Source organism: Ectopseudomonas toyotomiensis, assembly GCF_017167985.1.
In the GTDB taxonomy this organism is placed as follows: domain Bacteria; phylum Pseudomonadota; class Gammaproteobacteria; order Pseudomonadales; family Pseudomonadaceae; genus Aquipseudomonas; species Aquipseudomonas toyotomiensis.
Map to the genome: position 1 here is coordinate 1,566,828 of NZ_CP070505.1, position 19,945 is coordinate 1,586,772.

Genomic DNA, 19,945 nt, shown 5'->3' on the forward strand with positions numbered 1-19,945 from the left:
GCATGGCATTGGCAATCCGTACCCACGAACAGTCGATCAGCCCGGAACTGGAGTCGCTGCGCGAGGAAGCACTGCGTGGCTTCGCGGCCAGCCCGAAGGCGATGTCACCGAAGTTCTTCTACGATCATCGCGGCTCGCAGCTGTTCGAGCTGATCTGCCTGCAGCCGGAGTACTACCCGACGCGCACCGAGGAAACCATTCTGCGTCTGGCGGCGAGCGATATCGCCGAGCTGGCCGGGCGCAACGCCAGCCTGGTGGAGCTGGGCAGCGGCGCCAGCCGCAAGATCCGCCTGCTGCTCGAAGCCCTGCGCCCGGCGCGTTACCTGGGCATCGATATCTCCCGCGAGTTTCTGCATAGCAGCACCCGTCGCCTGGCGGCCGACTATCGCTGGCTCGATGTGCACGCGCTGTGCGCCGACTTCAGCCAACCCTTGAAGCTGCCCGCCGAAGCGCTGGGGCAACGGCCGTTGGCGTTCTTTCCCGGCTCCAGCATCGGCAACTTCGACCCGGATCAGGCCCGCGCCTTTTTGCGCAACCTGCATCAGGCACTGCCGGCAGGCAGTGGCTTGCTGATCGGCGTGGATCTGGTCAAGGACCGCCAGGTGCTGGAGCGCGCCTACAACGATGCGGCCGGGGTGACTGCGCTGTTCAACCTCAACCTGCTCGAGCGCATTCGCAACGAGCTGCACAGCGACATCGACCCGCGCCGCTTCCAGCATAGGGCCTTCTACAACGAAGCCGAGTCGCGCATCGAGATGCATCTGGTCAGCCGGCAGGCGCAGCGAGTGCGCATCGAGGACCGCGTGTTCGACTTCGCCGCTGGCGAGACTCTGCACACGGAGAACTCCTACAAGTACACGCCGAGCGGCTTTCGTGATCTGGCGGGCGCATGCGGCTTCGCCTCGGTCGCCATGTGGCGCGACCCGGCGCAGCTGTTCAGCGTGCATTTTTTGCGGAGGGAATGAAGGACGGCGAAAAACCCACCGTAGCGTAGGGTGGGTTAGCGGCGCCGAATACCGAGTATTCCAGACGCAGATGAAGGTGGTGCGCCGCGTAACCCACCAGACGATGGACGGCGTTGCGCCGATGGTGGGTTACGCCGCAGCCGACACTGCGAGTTGATCGGCAATGTCACAGGCGGCTAACCCACCCTACGCGAGCAGCGCTCGGCGCCGCTTGCCCAAACACATCAGCCAATAGCGCCTCAGCGTTTGGCGATGATGTACACCGCGTGGACGATGCCGGGGATGTAGCCGAGCAGGGTGAGCAGGATGTTCAGCCAGAACGCGCCGCCGAAACCGACCTGGAGAAACACGCCCAGCGGTGGCAGCAGGATGGCGATGAGGATGCGGATAAGGTCCATGCGGTACTCCTTTACATTCCATAAGGGGTACCTGAACAGACTGCGGCTGGCGCCTTGCAGTTCACTCGGGGCGACCAAGCCAGCGGCGATACTGAGAACCAGACGCTGGCGCCGCCAGGGATATGACCTTAGTCTGGCGCCAGGATGGAAGCGCCCAGTATGTCCGAACAATCACCACAAGAACGCATCATCGTCGCCGACGATCATCCGGTTTTCCGCGATGGCCTGTGTCGTATCGCCCAGCGCGTCTTCCCCCAGGCGTGCGTTGTGGAAGCCGGAGACATGGATGAAGTGCTGAGCCTGGCGCAAGCCGGCACGGCGCCAAGCCTGTTCATGCTCGACCTGCTGTTCCCCGGCCAGTCGCCGCAGGCCATCAGCGCGCTGCGTCAGACGTTTACGCGCAGCTCGATCGTGATCGTGTCGATGGTCGACAACCGCGAGTTGATCGATGAAGTGATGGCGGCAGGTGCGGACGGCTTCATCGGCAAGGCGACGCCGCCGGATGAAATCGCCGATGCCTTGCTGGCCGTGCGCGCCGGGGAGTTCGTCCTGACCCTGGGCCCTGCCGGCGTACCGGCCTTCGCCGAGGACCGTCATCTGCTGGAGCAACTGACGCCACGTCAGCAGGAGGTCTTGCGGCTGGTGGTGCGTGGTCTGTCGAACAAGGAAATTGCCCGCGAGCTGGCGATCTCGCCCTTTACCGTACGCATCCATGTGTCCTCGCTGCTGCGCACGCTGGATGTCAGCACCCGCGCAGCGGCCGCCGCCAAAGGTGCCAAAGCCGGGCTGGTGTGAGCATCACGCGGCCTTGAGCTTGAGTTTCAAGGCCACCAACAGCGAACGCAGCTCGGCGGGCTGTACCGGTTTCGACAGGATCGGGATATCGCTGTCGCCCACCTGCTCCTGCACACGACGCACGTCGTGTCCGGTCATGATGATCGCCGGTACCTTGCGCCCACTGCTGCGCCGCACATGCTGGATGCAGTCGGCCCCCGACGCTTCGGTGCCGAGGTCGAAGTCCGTCACCACCAGATCGAAATGCGCAGAGGCATCGGGCAGCGTGCTGAAGGTGGCGACTTCGCAGCCCCACTTCTGCAGTAAGGTTGCGGTGGCCAGCAGTACGTTCTGGTCATCTTCGATCAGGCACACGCGCAAGCCATCGAGCATGCGCGGTGCCTGCAGGCCAACGCCCTTGGCGGTGGACATCTCGCGCGGTGCCTCGACGCGCTGCAGGCCGTCGATCACCACCCGTGTGCCGCGTGCCTCCACGGAGCGAATGCTCACATGCATGTCCATCAACGCTCCCAGACGCCTGACGATGGCCAGGCCGAGGCCCATTCCCTCGACATCGCTGTCTCGCTCCTGGCGCACGCGGTAGAACTCCTCGAAGACGCTGTCGAGATGGTCGGCGGCGATGCCGCGCCCCTTGTCGTAGATCTCGATGGCAACGCCTGGCCCACGACGGCGGCAGGCGATCAACAGCGGTTTGCCCGGCGCGTATTTCAGGGCATTGGACAGCAGGTTCTGCAGCATGGTGGTGAGCAGCACCGGGTCGGCCCGCACATGCAGCGGCGGGCAACGCAGGCGCATCTCGACCCCGGCCCAACGCGCCGCCTCGGCATTCTGATGGATGAGTTGCTGCAGCAGGCTGCGCAGCTCCAGCGACTCCAGTTGCGGCACCACCTTGCCGCTGTCGAGCGAGTACATATCGAGAATCGTGCGGAACAGGCGTGCGACGCTGTGCAGTGATTTATCGATGTTCTCCACCAGGCGCCGCTGCTCGGTGCCCAGGCTGCTGTCGCGCAGGCAGGCGGTGAACAGGCTGATGGAATGAATGGGTTGACGCAGGTCGTGGCTGGCCTGGGCGAGAAACTGCGACTTGGCCCGGTTGGCAGCCTGCTCGGCCTCGGCCGCCTGGCGCGAACGCTTGAGCAGGGCGTGCATGTAGGCCGGCGCCAGCAGGGTGGTGAGCAGCAGCGTGACGATCAGGTAGGGCTGCGATTGCCAGTGTGCCGACAGGCTGGCGGCCACGCTCAGCGACAGCAGCGCCATCAGGGTGGCCAGCAGCAGGTAGCCGGAACCGTAGCGCAAGCCATAACCGATGGTGACCCACAGCAGAATCGCATAGACCGGCAGCATGGCTGCGCCGCCAAGCGCCATGGTCACCGCGATGCCGGCGTAGTCGGTGAGCATGGTGATCAGGCGGCGCCCACGATGGTTACCCGGACGCCGCCGGATATCGAACCAGATCAGCGTGGCGACGACGCTGAAGACGCACTCCAGGAGGAAGATCTTCCATACCAGCGCCGGGTCGATCAGCGACAGATGGTAGAGGATCACGATGTAGCAGGCCGCGACCGACATGAAGATCATCCGCACCCCGGCCTGGGCGCGTTCGGTGTCATACGCGGCGAAGACAGTCCCGGACATGACGTTTCCCTGCTGATTACAGCTCATGTTGTGGTGTCGGCACCTTAGGCCGGAGCTTGCGGCCGGCGCAAGGAACTGGTTGGCAGGCAAAGAGGCACTAGTACACCCGTACTATTTCGTGCGCCCCCAGCCATTCCTAGAATCCGGGCAACGCCTCGGCACTGGGTCGGGGCCCGGTCATAGAAGGGAATGTCTGATGAACATCAAAGGAACCCTGGGCGTCCTCATGAGCGCCACCGTGCTGGCCTCGCTGAGCGGCTGTCTGGCGCAAAACACGCAAACCCAGGGGCTGCAGAATACCCAGCTGGCCAACGATCCATGCGCGCCGAGCGCGACCAGCAACCTGATCGCCACCGGGCGCAGCCTGCTGGATATGGCCAACACCGTGCTGGAGACGCAGCAGAGCTTCAACGGCAACACCGCGACCTATGCCAAGCGCATGGAAGTTGCGGAAAACGCGCAGAAGGTCAACCAGGGCCACAACGTGCTGAATAACGTCGAGAACCTGGCCGGTGCCGGCCAGCAGCCCTGCGTGCCCGCTGCACCTGCCAACGCAGCACGCTAGCCGGCCCTCAAAGCCGCACGTCGAATTTGTCCAATAGCAGCTCGGTCGGTATGTCGGCGCTGACCAGCTGGTTGCGTCCGCGCTGCTTGCCGCTGTACAGGCGACGATCAGCAGCGCGGTAGAGCTCGGCGGCGCTGCGGCCGTCCACGGGCCAGGTGGCCAGGCCGAAGGTGGCGGACAGCGCGATCTGCTCACCGTCGTACTCAAGCGGCTGTTCGGCGATCTGCTTGCGCAGTTTGTCCACCAGCGGGTCGGCGCCGGTGCTGTCGGTATGACGCAGCAGCAGACCGAACTCCTCTCCTCCCAGGCGACCGAGAAAGTCGGTCACGCGCAGGCGCTGCTGGAGGATCTGACAGATATGCTGCAGCGCCATGTCGCCCGCCTCGTGCCCCCACTGATCATTGACCTGCTTGAAGTGGTCGACGTCGAGCAGCACCAGTACCATATGCCCGTTGCTGCGTTCGGCCTCCTGGATGCTGCGTTGCAGGGCGTGCTGGAAGCTGCCGCGGCTGGCCACGCCAGTGAGCGAGTCGGTCTGCGCCAGGCGCTGCAGCTCCTCATAGGCCTGCATGCGCAAACCGTCGTAGATATGCACGAACACCAGGATCAGCACACCACACAGGGCGGCGTTGCCCAGGTCGATCAGGCCGTGTGTGTCCAGGGTCAGGTGGTTGTCGGCGAAGTACAGCAAAAGCCCGGCGCCCATGAACGGCGCGGTGAGCAGGAAGGCGCGCTGCTTGCCCAGCAGCAGGTAGGCCAGCAGCGGGATCATGTACAGCCAGACGAACGCCGCCGCTGAGGCGTCCGGCATGACGATGATGTAGAGGATGAAGCAGAAGGTCGGGATCAGGTACAGGTAGATCCACAGGTACAGATGGCGAGCGCGTTCGATGCGCCAGGCGCCGAACAGCAGCAAGGCGGTGCACAGCACTTCGAGGATGGCGAAGGGGTAGTTGCCGGCCAGGGCCTGCAGCACGGCAAAGCCGCCCAGGGTCAGGCCGGTGGCGAGCAGGATGGTGCGCATCAGCTTGCGCTTGCCCGATTCGCGCAGCCCTTCGCAGTGCCCTGCGCCTACATCCCTGTGATCGTTATAGTTGCCGTCACTCATCTTGGTGCCCAGCGCTGCCGCCCTCAGCGGTGCGCAGCCCCCCGCTGCGCACCATCAGGCAACTATAGACGGCCTTGCCTGTTTTACACCGCGTAACCCAGCACGCGCGGCAGCCACAGGGCGATTTCCGGGAAGATCGCCACCAGCAGCAGGGCGCTGGACATCACCACGACGAACAGCGCGGCCCAGCCCACGGTCTGCTCCAGGCGTATCTTGGCCACCTCCGCCGTGACCATCAGGTTGATCGCCACCGGCGGGGTGAACTGGCCGATAGCGATGTTCATTGCCAGCAGGATGCCGAACCACACCGGGTTCCAGCCGAAGTGCTGCATCACCGGAATCAGGATCGGCATCAGGATCAGGTAGATGGAAATGGCATCGAGCAGCATGCCGGCCAGCAGCACGGCGAGCATCACCAGCGCCAGCAACACCCAGCCGTTGTCCGACAGCGAGATCAGCCATTCGGCCAGATGACGGAAGGTGCCGAGCATGGTGCCGGCCCAGGCGAAGATGCCGGCCAGGGCGATGATCAGCATGACCACCCCGGAGATTACCCCGGCCTCGCCACACAGGCGCCAGAGGCTGCGCCAGTCCAGCTCGCGGGTGACGAACAGGCCGATCAGCACGCCGTAGGTCACGCCGACCACGGCGGCTTCAGTGGGGGTGAACAGGCCGCTGCGCAGGCCGCCGAGAATCAGCACCGGGGCGAACAGCGCCGGCAGCGCCTGCTTGAAGCTCTCGCCCAGCGGCGGACGCTCGCCCTGCTCCGGCGACTCCCAACCGTAGTGGCGCGACAACAGCCAGGCCGGCAGCAACAGCACCAGGCCGGCGAGAATGCCGGGGAACAGGCCGGCGGCGAACAGCGCGCGCAGGTCCACGCCTGGCACCACGATGGAGTAGAGAATCAGCGCGATCGACGGCGGAATCAGGATCGCCGTCGAGGCCGAAGCGGCGATCAGCGTGGCCGAGAAGGGTTTGGGATACCCCGCCTTGGTCATGCTCGGCAGCATCACCATGGCCACGGCGGCGGCATCGGCCGGGCCGGAGCCGCTCATACCGCCCATGATCAGGCACACCAGCACCGCGACCATGGCCAGGCCGCCGTGACGCGGGCCGATCAGCGCCTGGGCGAAGCGCACCAATCTGAGTGCTACTCCGGCTTTCTCGAACACCAGGCCGGTGAGGATGAACAGCGGAATGGCGATCAGCGGGTACTTGGCCACGCCGTTGTAGGTGTTGGTGCCGAGGGTGGCGAGCATGTCCGGCGACAACCCGGCGATGATACCGATGGCCCCGGACAGGCCGAGGGCGAAGGCCACCGGCACACCGAGTGCCAGCAGCACGGCGAAACTGAGGATCAGCCAGAGATCAGGGCTCATCACTGATTCTCCCGCGCAGGCGATCGACGGTCATCTGGGTCAGGCGCACGAACACCAGCAGCGCCAGGATCGGCAGCCAGATCACGTACCACCAGTTGGGCAGGCCAAGGCCGGGCGACTCGGAATCCCACTGGAATTCCTCCCAGGCGAACTGGCCACCGAACCAGCACACCAGCCCCAGCACCAGCACGCCGGCCAGCCACTGCAGCAGGATCAGCGGCGTGCGCAGGCGCGGGAACAGGCGCTCGAGCAGGCCGATACGAATGTGTCGGTTGCTGCGCATGGCCACCGAGGCACCGGCGAAGGTGAGGATGACCAACAGGAACACCGAGATTTCCTCGGTGAAGGCAAAGGATGCATCGGTGAAATAACGCACCACGACGTTGGCCAGGCTGATCAGGCTGATGATCACCAGGGCCAGGGTGGCGAGCACGCGCTCTAGCGGCGCGTCGATTGGCTTGCTCATAAGAACCTCGAATGACCGACTTGGCGTTGTTCAGCGCAAGTGCCGCTGGCCCTCTCCCTCAGCCCCCACTCTGTGCCCCAGCCCTTCGCAGAGCTCAGGTCGCGACAGCGGGCGAAGTAGTGCTTCGCTGTTTCCGCTGTCGCCCCATGAATGGGAGAGGGGAGCGGATCAGTGTCGCGCGACAGACTTGCAGCATCACGCCCCGAAACCCTTGGGCTTCCGGTCAGATAAAACGAATCAGGGCTGGGCCACGGCCTTGCGCGCGGCGTCCATCAGCGCATCGCCGATGCGCGGTGCCCATTTCTCATGCACGCTGGCGGTGGCTTCGACGAAGGCCGCGCGCTCGGCGTCGCTCAGTTCGATCACTTCCACGCCACGCTCACGCACGTCGACCAGGCGCTGCGCCTGAGCGCCACGCGACAGCTCGATCTCCCACTTGCCGGCGTCGATGGCGGCCTGGCTGAGCAGCTCGCGATCTTCCTCGGGCAGGGATTTCCATACGCGCTGGTTGACGGCGAACACCAGCGGGTCGGCCATGTAGTCCCACAGGGTCAGGTACTTCTGGCCAACCTGGTCGACACGCGCCACGTCGAATACCGACAGCGGGTTTTCCTGGCCATCCACCGCGCCGGTGGTCAGCGCCGGCTTGGCATCGGCCCAGCTCATTTGCGTCGGATTGGCACCAAGGGCGGTGAAGGTGTCCTGGAACAGTGGCGAGCCGACCACACGGATCTTCAGGCCGGCCATATCGGCGGGGCTACGTACCGGCTTGGCCGAGTTGGACAGCTGGCGAAAACCGTTCTCGCCCCAGGCCAGCGGCACGATGCCGCGCTGTTCGATGGCGGCGAAGGCCAGCTTGCCGGCTTCGCCCTGGGTGATGGCGTCGAGGTCGGCATCGTTCTTCATCAAAAACGGCAGGGAGAACAGGTTGAGTTCCGGCACCTGCGGCGACCAGTTGATGGTCGAGCCCACGGCCATGTCGATCAGGCCGGAGCGCATGGCAGAGAACTCCTTGGTCTGGTCGCCGGCGACCAGTTGCGCATTGGGGTACACGCGCAGGGTAATGCGTCCCTCGGAGCGCTCGTTGACCAGGTCGGCCCATTTCTGCGCGGCCTGGCCCCAGGGGAAGGCGTCGGAAAGTACGGTGGAAACGGAGTATTCACGTGCCTGCGCGGTGGCGCACAGGGCGGTCAGCGCAGCGCCAGCGGCGAGCGCGGAGAAGAGTCGCTTGAGTTTCATCGGGGCGTCCTTGTATGGATCTTGGTCATTGTCGTTGTGGCACCGGCAAAGCGGTGCGGATCCAGCGGCGAGCGGATGGCTCGCCTGGCGCGCCTGGTCGGCACGCGAAAGGGACACGGCAGGTGTCACGGCTGCCGGGCAGGCCTTGTGGGCGATCGGCAGGTGCCGGCGGGTTACGCGCGGCCGCCCAACTATTCCAGAAGCGCGCGGCGAATGCCATTGTCTGATGACTGTTGACGTTGCCCGGCCTGATCGGCGCTGCCCATAATCACCGGCATCTCATTTTCGGACAGTCCCCATGGCCATTTCCCGCGACGACCTCGACCAGCACGGCCTGATCATCGGCGTGTCGCCCGAGCGCTTTCGCGCGGTGGCCATGCCGCTGCTGTTCGATCACCTCAATGCGCAGTGCGAGGGCACCATCGCGGTCAATCGCCAGGCGCGCATCGTTTGGATCAACGACAAGTACGCACAGAAGGTCGGCATCGCCGATGCGCGCACGGCGCTGGGCAAGGAGATCGAGGAAGTGCTGCCGGCCAGCCGCCTGCGCGAGGTGGTGGAAAGCGGCCAGCCGAGCATGCTCGACCTGATGGCCTTCGGCAGCGAGCACTTCGTGGTCACCCGTATTCCGCTGCGCGACGAGGACGGCACCCTGGTCGGCGCGCTGGGCTTCGTGCTGTTCGACCGCGCCCGCCATCTCAAGCCGCTGATGGCCAAGTACGCCAACCTGCAGACGCAACTGCTCGCCACCCAGCACGAGCTGGCCAAGGCGCGTCGGGCGCGCTACACCATCGCCGGTTTCATCGGCGCCAGCAGTGCAGCCAGTGAGGTAAAGCGCCAGGCCCGCCGTGCTGCGCAGCTCGACTCCACCGTGCTGATCCGCGGCGAGACCGGCACCGGCAAGGAGCTGCTGGCGCAGGGCATCCACAATCTGTCGCCGCGCGCCAACGGGCCATTCGTCGCGGTCAACGTCGCGGCAATTCCGGAAACCCTGGTGGAAGCCGAGCTGTTCGGCACCGCGCCCGGCGCCTTTACCGGCGCCGACCGCAAGGCGCGCATCGGCAAGTTCGAGGTGGCCAACGGCGGTACGCTGTTTCTCGACGAGATCGGCGATCTGCCGCTGCCGTTGCAGGCCAAGCTGCTGCGGGTGCTGCAGGAGCAGGAGGTGGAGCCGCTCGGCTCCAACCAGGTCAAGCCGCTCAACGTGCGGGTGATCGCGGCGACCCATATCGACCTGGAAGCCAGGGTGGCCGCCGGGCAGTTCCGCGATGACCTTTACTACCGCCTCAACGTGCTGGCCCTGCGCGTGCCGCCGTTGCGCGAGCGTGCCAGCGACATTCCCGCGCTGATCGAACACCTGCTCGATGACCTGGCCAACCGCTCCGGCCTGGCGCCCATGGAGCTGACGGACGATGCCCTCGCCCTGCTCTGCGCACAACCGTGGAAGGGCAACGTGCGTGAGCTGCGCAACCTGCTGGAGCGGGCGCAGCTGGCGGTCGATGGGCGGCTGGATGGCGAAGCCTCGCGTGGTTTGCTGGTCGACCCAGTCGCGCCGAGCGAGCCAGCGCCCGCTGTGCCAGTGGTGACGAGCATGGCGCAGACGCTGGCCGAACAGCTGGCGCAGGCCGAGCGCCAGGCGCTGCAGGCGGCACTGGCGGCCTGTGGCGGCAATCGCCAATTGGCCGCCGAGCGCCTGGGAATCTCCCGCGCCGGGTTCTACGCCAAGCTGGCGCAGCATGGGCTGGGGCGAAAGGGCTGAGCATTTCGCAGAGCGTGTTGTAGGAGCGGCTGGGCAGCACTCCGCTTTAGCCGCGATTGTCACCGGGCCGGAAATCGCTTCGCGGCTGAAGCCGCTCCTACAAATACCGTTGTCGGCTGCGCGTCCATATTTCTGGAATTCTCTCCAAATAAATCCAAGAAACTAGACCAAGTCCAGAAAACTGGACACTTATCTACATCCGACCTACCTGCCCTGCACTCGGCACGAAAACCTGAAATCCCCTGCCCACAAGCCTTCCCGCCCTATCGACCAAAGTCTCACCCCAGCCTGGCACGACTCTGGCTCTATATCCGGCAAAGGCGCGCTGCCGCATCCGCGCCTTCCCGATAAAACGGCCTCGAGCCGCTAGAACAACAACAAAAGGAACCACCCATGGGTACCCTCGGTATTCTGATTTCCCTCGCATTGTTGATGTACCTCGCCTATCGCGGCATCAACGTCCTGATCCTCGCCCCACTGCTGGCCCTGCTGGCGTTGCTGTTCGCCGGCGATATCGCTCTGCTGCTGCCCACCTACACCCAGGTGTTCATGAAGGCCATGGGCGGCTACGTGATCCAGTTCTTCCCGCTGTTCCTGCTCGGCGCACTGTTCGGCAAGTTGATGGACGACTCGGGATCAGCGCGCGCCATCGCCCACGGCATCGTCGCCAAGGTCGGCAGCGAGCGCGCCATCCTGGCTATCGTACTGGCCTGCGGCATTCTCACTTACGGTGGCGTATCGCTGTTCGTGGTGGCCTTCGCCGTGTACCCGATCGGTGCCGCACTGTTCCGCGAGGCGGGCATTCCCAAGCGTCTGATCCCCGGTGCCATCGCCCTCGGCTCGTTCACCTTCACCATGACCGCGCTGCCCGGCACGCCGGCTATTCAGAACGCCATTCCCAACCCCTTCTTCGGCACCGACGCCTTCGCCGCGCCGGGTCTGGGGGTGATCGCCGGCCTGATCATGTTCGGCCTCGGCACCTGGTGGCTCACCGCGCAGTCGCGCAAGCTGATGGCCGCGGGTGAAGGCTATGGTGAACACCGCGACGACCCGGTCGTCGAAGAGCGCCGCGACATTCCCGGCTTCTGGCTGGCGCTGCTGCCAATCTTCGTGGTGATCGCGCTGAACTTCCTGATGGCCAAGCAGATTCTGCCGGCGGTAGATACCAGCTACCTGGCCAAGCCGGAATACGGCGGTCTGCAGGACGCCAAGTCGCTGATCGGTATCTGGTCGATCATCGTCGCCCTCAGTGCCGCCATCGTGCTGCTGATCGCCATGCACTGGAAGCGCTGGATGGACCTGAAGCAGAGCGTCAACGATGGTGCCTTCGGCTCCATGCTGCCGATTCTCAACACTGCCGCCGAGGTGGGTTACGGCACAGTGATCGCCTCCTTGGCCGGCTTCGTCATCATCCGTGACCTGGTACTGGGCGTCTCCAGCAACCCGCTGATCTCCGAAGCGGTAGCGGTGAACATCCTCGCCGGCATCACCGGCTCGGCATCCGGCGGTATGTCCATCGCCCTGAAGACCCTCGGCGCGCAGTACCTGGAAATGGCCAACGCCGTCGGCATCAGCCCCGAGCTGCTGCACCGCGTCGCCGCCATGGCCTCGGGCTGCATGGACACCCTGCCGCACAACGGCGCGGTGATCTCGCTGTTGGCGATCTGCAAGCTTACCCACCGCGAGTCGTACAAGTTCATCTTCGTCAACACCGTCGCCTTCCCGATGGTGGCCCTGGCCGTGGTCATCACCCTGGGCACCCTGTTCGGCAGCTTCTGACGAATATGGCGCCCTCGGGCGCCATGCTGCCTGTACACCGTGTTGTTCAATCGCTTTCGAGTACCCGCAATGAGCAAGATCATGACCGCCGCCGACGCCGTGGCGCGCATCCCGGACAACGCCAACCTGGCCACCGGCGGCTTCGTCGGTATCGGTTTCGCCGAGCAGATCGCCATCGCCCTGGAGCAGCGCTTCATGGCTGAACAGGCGCCGCGCGATCTGACCCTGGTGTATGCCGCCGGCCAAGGTGACGGCAAGGGTCGCGGCCTCAACCACCTGGCTCATGAAGGCCTGGTGCGCCGGGTGATCGGTGGCCACTGGGGCCTGGTGCCGGGGTTGCAGAAGCTGGCGGTGGACAACCGCATCGAAGCCTACAACCTGCCGCAGGGGGTGATCTCCCAGCTGTTTCGCGATATCGCCGCCGGCAAGCCGGGGCAGCTGTCGCGGGTAGGCCTGGGCACCTACGTCGACCCGCGCCACGGTGGCGGCAAGCTCAATGCGCTCACCACTGCCGATCTGGTGCGGCTGATGCCCATCGATGGCGAGGACTACCTGTTCTACCCAACCTTCCCGATCAACGTCGGCATCGTTCGCGCTACCAGCGCCGACCCTGACGGCAACCTCAGTTTCGAGCGCGAGGCGTTGACCATCGAGAGCCTGGCCATCGCCATGGCCGCGCGCAATAGCGGCGGCCTGGTGATTGCCCAGGTCGAGCGGGTGGTCGAGCGCGGCTCGCTCAACCCACGGCAGGTGAAGATTCCCGGCATCCTGGTGGATTGCGTGGTGGTGGCCGAGCCGGCCAATCACCAGCAGACCTTCGCCACGTCCTATAACCCCGCCTTCGCCGCCGAAACCCGCGTACCGGTGGACAGCCTGACCCCGATGCCGCTGGACGTGCGCAAGCTGATTGCCCGTCGCGCAGCGCTGGAGCTGAAAGCGGACGCGGTGGTGAATCTCGGCATCGGCATGCCCGAAGGCGTCGCCGCAGTGGCCGCCGAAGAAGGTGTGATCGAGCGCCTGACCCTGACCGCCGAGCCCGGCGTGATCGGCGGCGTGCCGGCCTCGGGCCTGGACTTCGGCGCGGCGAGCAACCACAGCGCTCTGCTCGATCAGCCCTACCAGTTCGACTTCTACGACGGCGGCGGCCTGGATATCGCCTTCCTCGGTCTGGCCCAGGCCGATGCGGCGGGCAACCTCAACGTGTCCAAGTTCGGTAGTCGCCTTGCGGGGGCTGGCGGTTTCATCAACATCAGCCAGAACGCCAAGCAGGTGGTGTTCGTCGGCACCTTCAGCGCCGGCAAGCAGGACATCCGCATCGAAGACGGCCAGTTGCGCATCATCGAGGACGGCGAGTTGCGCAAGTTCGTCGCCGAGGTGGAACACCGCACCTTCGCCGGCCGCCTGGCCGCCGAGCGCGGCCAGCCGGTGCTCTACGTCACCGAGCGCTGCGTGCTGCGCCTGACTACCGAAGGGCTGGAACTGATCGAAGTGGCGCCGGGGGTGGACATCGAGCGCGACATCCTCGCGCGCATGGACTTCGCCCCCATCGTCCGCCAGCCGAAGCTGATGGACGCACGGCTGTTCCGGCCCGAGCCGATAGGCCTGGCGCAATGCCTGGCAAACCTTTGAGCGTGAACTCGCGGGCCTGAACGGGCCCGTTTTTTTCCCGGCAAGATGCGCCCCGCTCGCGCCATGCGCGGGCAAACAACCTGAACCATCGCCCGCCCCCTTCGTCGTAACTGCAAGACGACGAGCCAGGGAGACGGAGCATGAAACCCCGATTCAAACCCTATCGTGGCCCTTCCGGTGGCTGGGGATCAGCCAATGCCGTGGGCACCATCCTGTTGCGCGAGCGGGCTCCACTGACCGGCGCCATGGCGCTGCTCAAACAGAATCGTCCGATCGACGGCTTTGCCTGTGTCAGTTGCGCCTGGGCCAAGCCGCACCCGTCCAAACCCCTGGCTTTCTGCGAGAACGGTGCCAAGGCCACGGCCTGGGAAACCACCAGCCTGCGCTGCACGCCCGAGTTCTTCGCCGGCCACACCCTGAGCGAGCTGCGTAACTGGAGCGACTATCAGCTGGAACAGCAGGGCCGCCTGACCCAGCCGATGCGCTGGGATGCTACGACTGATCGCTACCTGCCCGTGAGCTGGGACGAAGCCATCGCCGAGATCGGCGCCGAACTCAAGGCACTGGAGGATCCCGATCAGGCCGTGTTCTATGCCTCCGGCCGCGCCTCGCTGGAGGCCTCGTACCTGTGGCAGTTGCTGGCCCGTTGCTTCGGCACCAACAACCTGCCGGACAGCTCCAACATGTGCCACGAGAGCACCTCGGTGGCCTTGCCGGAAAGCATCGGCGTGCCGGTCGGCACCGTCACCCTGGAGGATTTCGCCAAGACCGACGGCCTGCTGATCTTCGGCCACAACACCAGCAGCAACAGCCCGCGCATGCTGCACGACCTGGACGCCGCCCGGCAGCGCGGCGCCCCCATTCTCACCTTCAATCCGCTGCGCGAACGCGGCCTGGAGCGCTTCACCAATCCGCAATCACCGCGGCAGATGCTCACGGGTGAGTCGGAAGTGGTCAGCACCCACTATCACCAGGTCACCATCGGCGGCGATGCCGCGGCCATCGCCGGCATCTGCAAGGCCTTGCTGACGATGGACGACGCCGCGCGCGAAAGCGGTCAGGATCGCGTACTGGACATTGCCTTCATCGAACAGCACACCCAGGGTTTCGAGGCTTTCGAGCGGACCATTCGCGGCTATGCCTGGGAGATGCTGGAACGCCGCAGCGGCCTGACCCGTGGCGCGATGGAGGGCGCCGCCAGGGTCTATGCCGGTTGCCAGCGGGTCATCGCCATCTACGGCATGGGCCTGACCCAGCATCGCCATGGTGTGACCAGCATCCAGATGCTGGTCAACCTGCTGCTCATGCGCGGCAATCTGGGCAAGGAAGGCGCGGGTATCTGCCCGGTGCGCGGCCACTCCAACGTGCAAGGCCAGCGCACCGTCGGCATCACCGAGAAGGTCGCACAGGTGCCGGTCGACCGCCTGTACGAGCAGTTCGGTTTGAACGTGCCGGAGCGCGACGGCACCACCACGGTGGACGCCTGCGAGGGCGTACTCAGCGGCACGATCAAGGCATTCCTCTCCCTGGGTGGCAATTTTGTCCGCGCCACCCCGGACAGCCAGCGCCTGGAGCCGGCCTGGAGCAAGCTGCGTCTGACCGTACAGATCACCACCAAGCTCAACCGCAGTGCGCTGGTGCATGGCGAGAAAGCCTACCTCCTGCCCTGTCTGGGCCGCACTGAAATGGATATCCAGGCCAGCGGCCCGCAATACCACACCACCGAAGACAGCACCGCCTGCATTCGCGCCTGGCAGGGCGTGGTCAAACAGGCCGGCTCTGACCTGCGTTCGGAGCTGGCGATCATCGCCGCCCTGGCCAGGACCGTGCTACCGGCCAACCCGCGTATGGACTGGGACGCCTGGGTGGCCGACTACGGGCTGATCCGCCAGGCCATCGCCACCACCTACCCGGAAACCTTTCACGACTTCAACACGCGCATGCTCGAACCAGGCGGTTTCCATCGGCCACTGCCGGCCACCTGGCGCGAGTGGAACACCGACAGCGGCAAGGCCAACTTCATCCGACCGGACAGCCTGGCGCTCAACGATGACGTTGAACAGAGCACGGAACGTCGTGACGTACTCAACCTGATGACGATCCGCAGCAACGATCAGTTCAACACCACGGTGTACGGTTATGATGATCGCTTCCGCGGTGTGTACGGCACCCGCTCGGTGATCTTCATGCACCGCAACGACATGGCCCGACTGGGCCTGGACGAAGGCGAGCAGGTGCAGGTGAGCACGGCGGTGGACGATGGCGTGCCACGCTCGGTCGGGCCACTGCGCGTGACGCCACACGATATTCCCGAGGGCTGCTGCGCCGCCTACTACCCCGAGTGCAACCCATTGGTGCCGCTCTGGCACCATGAGAAAAAGGCCAAGGTCCCGGCGGCCAAGTCGATTCCGATCACCCTGCGCCGGGTGATCGCGACCGCCTGAAGCTGGAGGTTACTGCACGGCATCGACCTTATGCCGCGCGGCATACAGGCAGATCATCTCCATCGCCAGGGTGGCGCCGGCCAGCGCGGTGACTTCGGCGTTGTCGTAGGGCGGCGCCACTTCCACCACGTCCATGCCGACCAGATTGATGCCGCGCAGCCCGCGCAGGATCTCCAGCGCCTGATGGCTGGAAAGGCCGCCGCACACCGGTGTGCCGGTGCCGGGGGCGAAGGCCGGGTCGAGGCAGTCGATGTCGAAGGTCAGGTACACCGGATGCTCGCCCACCCGCGCACGAATGCGCTCGGCGATCTGCTCCGGCGTGCTGCGGTGCACCTCGCGGGCATCGAGCACCTGGAAGCCCATCACGTCGTCGTTGGTGGTGCGCAAGCCGACCTGCACCGAGCGCGCCGGGTCGACCAGGCCTTCACGCGCGGCGTGATAGAACATGGTGCCGTGGTCGATACGCTTGACCTCTTCGTCCGGCCAGGTGTCGCTGTGCGCGTCGAAGTGGATCAGCGCCAGCCTGCCATGCTTTTTCGCATGGGCCTTGAGCAGCGGGTAGCTGATGAAGTGGTCGCCGCCCAGGGTCAGCAGCGCGCTGCCGGCCTCGAGAATGCGCGTGGCATGCGCCTCGATCAGCGCCGGGGTGTCCTGCGGCGTGCCGTGGTCGAAATAGCAGTCGCCGTAGTCGACGCAGGCGAGCACATCGAAGGGGTCGAACTCCCAGGGAAAATGCCGCGCCCAGGCCGACTGGATCGAGGCGGCGCGGATCGCCCGCGGGCCGAAGCGGCTGCCGGGCCGGTTGGTGGTGGCGGTGTCGAACGGCACGCCGCTGATGGCCAGGTCCACGCCGGTGAGGTCACGGCTGTAGCGGCGGCGCATGAAGCTGGTGATGCCGGCGTAGGTGGGTTCGGCGGCGGTGCCGTAGAGGCTGGCGCGGGTGATGGCCTGGTCGTTGTCGAAGGCTTGATCCATGGTCGGGTACTCGTTCGGTGATGTTCGCGAGCAGAGCTCGCTCCTACAGACTCAGTACTGGCTGCGGAAAGCTGTCCACAGGCGGGTGCGCTGACGCTGCTCGCGCAGGCTCAGCACCTGCTCGGCGAACAGGCGCTCGCGCACGGCTTCGGGCGGGTAGATATCCGGGTCGCCGCTCACCGCCTCGTCCAGCAGGGGCGTGGCGGCGTGGTTGGCGTTGGCGAAGAACAGTTCGTTGGTCAGCTCGGCGATGGCTTCGGGCTGCAGCATGAAATCAATGAAGGCGCGGGCGTTGCCGGGGTGCGGCGCATCGACGGGAATGGCCATGGTGTCGAACCAGATCAGCGTGCCTTCACGCGGGATGCGGTAGAGCACCTCGAACGGCTGCCCAGCTTCGGCTGCGCGCGCAGCAGCCATGCCGGCGTCACCGGTGTAGGTCAGCGCCAGGCAGGTTTCGCCCTTGGCCAGATCATCGATCTGCCGGGCATTGCCGATATAGCGCAGGTTCGGTTGCAGCGCGGCGAGCAAGGCGCTGGCTGCCTCCAGGTCATCACCCTTGGCACTGTAGGGCGGCTTGCCCAGGTAATTGAGGGCGATGGCGATCACCTCCTGCGGCGAGTCGAGCACGGAGATGCCGCAGTCCTTCAGCTTGCTGGCGTACTCGGGCTTGAACAGCAGGTCGAGGCTATCCAGGGCCACGCCAGGCAGGCGCTGTTCGACGGCCTGTTTGTTGATCGCCAGGCCCACCGTGCCCCAGGTGTAAGGCACGCCGTACTGGTTGCCGGGATCGACGCTGGCTAGCTTGGCCAGCAGTTCGGGGTCGAGGTTGCTGGCGTTTTTCAAGGTTCCCACCGGTTGCAACGCCTTGGCCTGGATCGCCCGCGACAGGCCGCTGGAGGCAGGAAAGACCAGATCGTAGCCACTGCCGCCGGTCATCAGCTTGCTCTCCAGCACATCGGTGCTGTCGAAGGTGTCGTATTTGACGCGGATGCCGGTTTCGGCCTGGAAGCGCGCGAGCGCCTGCGGCGCCACGTAGTCGGCCCAGTTGTACAGGTTTAGCTGTTTCGGCTCCGCCATCAGCGGTGTGGCGATGGCCAGAAGCAGCAGGCTTACAGCAAGACGCATGGTTTTATCCTCGGGCAGACGTGGTTGGCCGTGCCTCTCTGCTGGAGGCTGGGATGTGTGCATCCTGCGCCCAGCGTTGCTTCGGATAAATTCGAAGTGTTCTACTCCAACATCGACATTCATCAATGTATGGAGCCCGCATGCTCAGCCAACTGCGCGACCTCGACCTGCAACTGCTGCGGCTGTTCGTCACCGTGGTGGAGAGCGGCGGCTTCAGCGCCGCGCAGGGTGAACTGGGTATCGGCCAGTCAACCATCAGCACGCAGATGGCCAAGCTGGAAACCCGCCTGGGCTTTCGCCTGTGTGAACGCGGCAAGGCCGGCTTTCGCCTGACGCCCAAGGGGGAGCAGGTGCTGGCCGCCACACGCAAGCTGTTCGCCGCCATCGAGACCTTCAAGGGCGAAGCCCAGGGCATGGCCGACAAGCTGCTCGGCGAACTGCGCATCGGCCTGTCCGAAGCGTTGTCGGACGAGGTGCTGCAGCGCATCGGCGAGGCCATCGGGCGTTTTCGCCAGCGCAACCAGGCGGTACAGATCGAGCTGGTCAGCGCCATGCCCGCCGAGCTGGAGCGACGTCTGCTGCAGGACCAGCTACAACTGGCCATCGGCTATTTTTCCGGCAGCCAGACGGCGCTGGACTATCAGCCGCTGTTCGACGAACGCCAGCGCCTGTACTGCGGCCGCCAGCATCCGCTGTTCGACCGGCAAACGCCGAGCGCCGATGACCTGCAGGCCTGCGACCGCGTGGTGCATCCCTATCGTTTCATCGCTGCCGACGAACCCTGGCAAGGCGGCAGCAGCAGCGCGCGCTGCGAACAGGTCGAAGGCAGCCTGGCGTTCATCCTCTCCGGTGCTCACCTGGGCTATCTGCCCGAGCACATCGCCCTGCCCTGGGTAGAGCGCGGCGGCTTGCGCGCGCTGCCCGGCAAGTGGGATTTCACCGTGCAGTTTCGTCTGGCCAGCCATCGCGGCCATCCCGCCAGCGAGGCGCAGAAGGCCTTCGCCGACGATCTGCTGGACGCGTTCGGCGAGTGACGAGGCGCGAGCCCTGCACCTGCTGAAACATCCGGGGTCTATAGTGGTTGTTCCTTCCTCACCACACCTTCTGGAGTACACATGAGCAAGACCTATAACGTCGCCGTGCTGGTTGGTAGCCTGCGCAAGGCTTCCATCAATCGCAAACTGGCACTTGCGCTGGCCGACCTGGCGCCGGCCTCGCTGAATCTGGAAATCCTCGAGATCGGCGACCTGCCGCTGTACAACGAAGACGCCGATGGCGATACCGCTCCGGCCTCCTATGCGCCGTTTCGCAGCAAGCTCAAGGCGGCCGATGCGGTGCTGTTCATTACCCCCGAATACAACCGCTCGATCCCGGCGCCGATGAAGAACGCCATTGATGTCGGCTCACGCCCTTATGGCCAGAGCGGCTTCAGCGGTAAACCAGGCGCCGTGCTCAGTGCCTCGCCGGGCGCCGTTGGTGGCTTTGGTGCCAACCATCACCTGCGCCAGTGCCTGGTGTTCCTCGACGTGCATGTGCTGCAGCAGCCGGAGGCTTATCTCGGTGGCGCCGGCAACTTCTTCGACGAGAACGGCGTACTCAGCGACGGCATCAAGCCGTTCCTGCAGAAGTTCATCGACGCCTATGCCGCCTGGGTAGCCAAGCAGGCCTGATACCGCGCGCCGCC

At 65.3% G+C, this 19,945-nt stretch carries 17 protein-coding genes; 9 read left to right on the forward strand and 8 right to left on the reverse strand.

Features of this window, described 5'->3' with window-relative positions; all coding sequences use genetic code 11:
- Positions 1–2: 2 nt before the first annotated feature.
- Entirely contained in the window at positions 3–965 is a 963-nt protein-coding gene (egtD, locus tag JWV26_RS07250; protein WP_074917256.1) for an L-histidine N(alpha)-methyltransferase, read from the forward strand.
- Between the two features lie 239 nt (positions 966–1,204).
- Here the strand turns inward: egtD and JWV26_RS07255 are convergent, their stop codons facing one another.
- Positions 1,205–1,363, reverse strand: coding sequence for a YqaE/Pmp3 family membrane protein (locus tag JWV26_RS07255; RefSeq protein ID WP_003084988.1), 159 nt, complete (start codon positions 1,361–1,363; stop codon positions 1,205–1,207).
- Positions 1,364–1,522: 159 nt separating this feature from the next.
- Here JWV26_RS07255 and JWV26_RS07260 point away from each other — a divergent pair, with 159 nt between their 5' ends.
- Positions 1,523–2,158: a LuxR C-terminal-related transcriptional regulator gene (locus tag JWV26_RS07260; RefSeq protein ID WP_079782649.1), complete on the forward strand. Its 636-nt coding sequence runs from the start codon at positions 1,523–1,525 to the stop codon at positions 2,156–2,158.
- 3 nt (positions 2,159–2,161) lie between these two features.
- Here JWV26_RS07260 and JWV26_RS07265 read toward each other — a convergent pair whose 3' ends face one another.
- A complete protein-coding gene (locus JWV26_RS07265; RefSeq protein WP_079782648.1) occupies positions 2,162–3,793 on the reverse strand; it encodes an ATP-binding response regulator in 1,632 nt (543 codons plus the stop codon).
- A gap of 196 nt (positions 3,794–3,989) precedes the next feature.
- Between JWV26_RS07265 and JWV26_RS07270 the strand changes: the two genes are divergently transcribed.
- The gene (locus tag JWV26_RS07270) at positions 3,990–4,358 is read left to right on the forward strand and encodes a hypothetical protein (protein ID WP_017675741.1); all 369 of its coding nucleotides are present in this window, start codon (positions 3,990–3,992) and stop codon (positions 4,356–4,358) included.
- Between the two features lie 7 nt (positions 4,359–4,365).
- On the opposite strand, the gene JWV26_RS07275 is transcribed toward JWV26_RS07270, so the two are convergent.
- The 4 genes from JWV26_RS07275 to JWV26_RS07290 form a co-directional block, all read right to left on the reverse strand.
- On the reverse strand, positions 4,366–5,466 hold the full coding sequence (locus JWV26_RS07275) for a GGDEF domain-containing protein (protein WP_079782647.1): 1,101 nt from the start codon (positions 5,464–5,466) through the stop codon (positions 4,366–4,368).
- Positions 5,467–5,549: 83 nt separating this feature from the next.
- Positions 5,550–6,845, reverse strand: coding sequence for a TRAP transporter large permease (locus tag JWV26_RS07280; protein ID WP_072425008.1), 1,296 nt, complete (start codon positions 6,843–6,845; stop codon positions 5,550–5,552).
- Positions 6,835–7,311, reverse strand: coding sequence for a TRAP transporter small permease (locus tag JWV26_RS07285; protein ID WP_072425007.1), 477 nt, complete (start codon positions 7,309–7,311; stop codon positions 6,835–6,837). The genes JWV26_RS07280 and JWV26_RS07285 overlap by 11 nt, the downstream gene beginning before the upstream one ends.
- Positions 7,312–7,548: 237 nt before the next feature.
- Positions 7,549–8,550: a DctP family TRAP transporter solute-binding subunit gene (locus JWV26_RS07290; RefSeq protein WP_072425006.1), complete on the reverse strand. Its 1,002-nt coding sequence runs from the start codon at positions 8,548–8,550 to the stop codon at positions 7,549–7,551.
- A 298-nt stretch (positions 8,551–8,848) separates the two neighbouring features.
- Here JWV26_RS07290 and JWV26_RS07295 point away from each other — a divergent pair, with 298 nt between their 5' ends.
- The 4 genes from JWV26_RS07295 (at position 8,849) to JWV26_RS07310 (ending at position 16,161) form a co-directional block, all read left to right on the forward strand.
- The gene (locus tag JWV26_RS07295; RefSeq protein WP_206418717.1) at positions 8,849–10,309 is read left to right on the forward strand and encodes a sigma-54 interaction domain-containing protein; all 1,461 of its coding nucleotides are present in this window, start codon (positions 8,849–8,851) and stop codon (positions 10,307–10,309) included.
- A 393-nt stretch (positions 10,310–10,702) separates the two neighbouring features.
- Complete coding sequence (locus tag JWV26_RS07300; protein WP_206418718.1) at positions 10,703–12,088, forward strand: GntP family permease; 1,386 nt, start codon at positions 10,703–10,705, stop codon at positions 12,086–12,088.
- A 69-nt stretch (positions 12,089–12,157) separates the two neighbouring features.
- Positions 12,158–13,717, forward strand: coding sequence for an acyl CoA:acetate/3-ketoacid CoA transferase (locus JWV26_RS07305; protein WP_206418719.1), 1,560 nt, complete (start codon positions 12,158–12,160; stop codon positions 13,715–13,717).
- Between the two features lie 140 nt (positions 13,718–13,857).
- Complete coding sequence (locus JWV26_RS07310) at positions 13,858–16,161, forward strand: FdhF/YdeP family oxidoreductase (protein ID WP_206418720.1); 2,304 nt, start codon at positions 13,858–13,860, stop codon at positions 16,159–16,161.
- Positions 16,162–16,170: 9 nt separating this feature from the next.
- Here the strand turns inward: JWV26_RS07310 and speB are convergent, their stop codons facing one another.
- Positions 16,171–17,136 (reverse strand): agmatinase, encoded by a 966-nt coding sequence (gene speB / locus JWV26_RS07315; protein ID WP_206418721.1) that lies wholly within the window; start codon positions 17,134–17,136, stop codon positions 16,171–16,173.
- A gap of 51 nt (positions 17,137–17,187) precedes the next feature.
- The gene (locus JWV26_RS07320; protein WP_206418722.1) at positions 17,188–18,261 is read right to left on the reverse strand and encodes an extracellular solute-binding protein; all 1,074 of its coding nucleotides are present in this window, start codon (positions 18,259–18,261) and stop codon (positions 17,188–17,190) included.
- 140 nt (positions 18,262–18,401) lie between these two features.
- Here JWV26_RS07320 and JWV26_RS07325 point away from each other — a divergent pair, with 140 nt between their 5' ends.
- Positions 18,402–19,295 (forward strand): LysR family transcriptional regulator, encoded by an 894-nt coding sequence (locus tag JWV26_RS07325; protein WP_074917275.1) that lies wholly within the window; start codon positions 18,402–18,404, stop codon positions 19,293–19,295.
- An 81-nt stretch (positions 19,296–19,376) separates the two neighbouring features.
- Positions 19,377–19,931: an NADPH-dependent FMN reductase gene (locus JWV26_RS07330; protein ID WP_017675752.1), complete on the forward strand. Its 555-nt coding sequence runs from the start codon at positions 19,377–19,379 to the stop codon at positions 19,929–19,931.
- Positions 19,932–19,945: the final 14 nt, after the last annotated feature.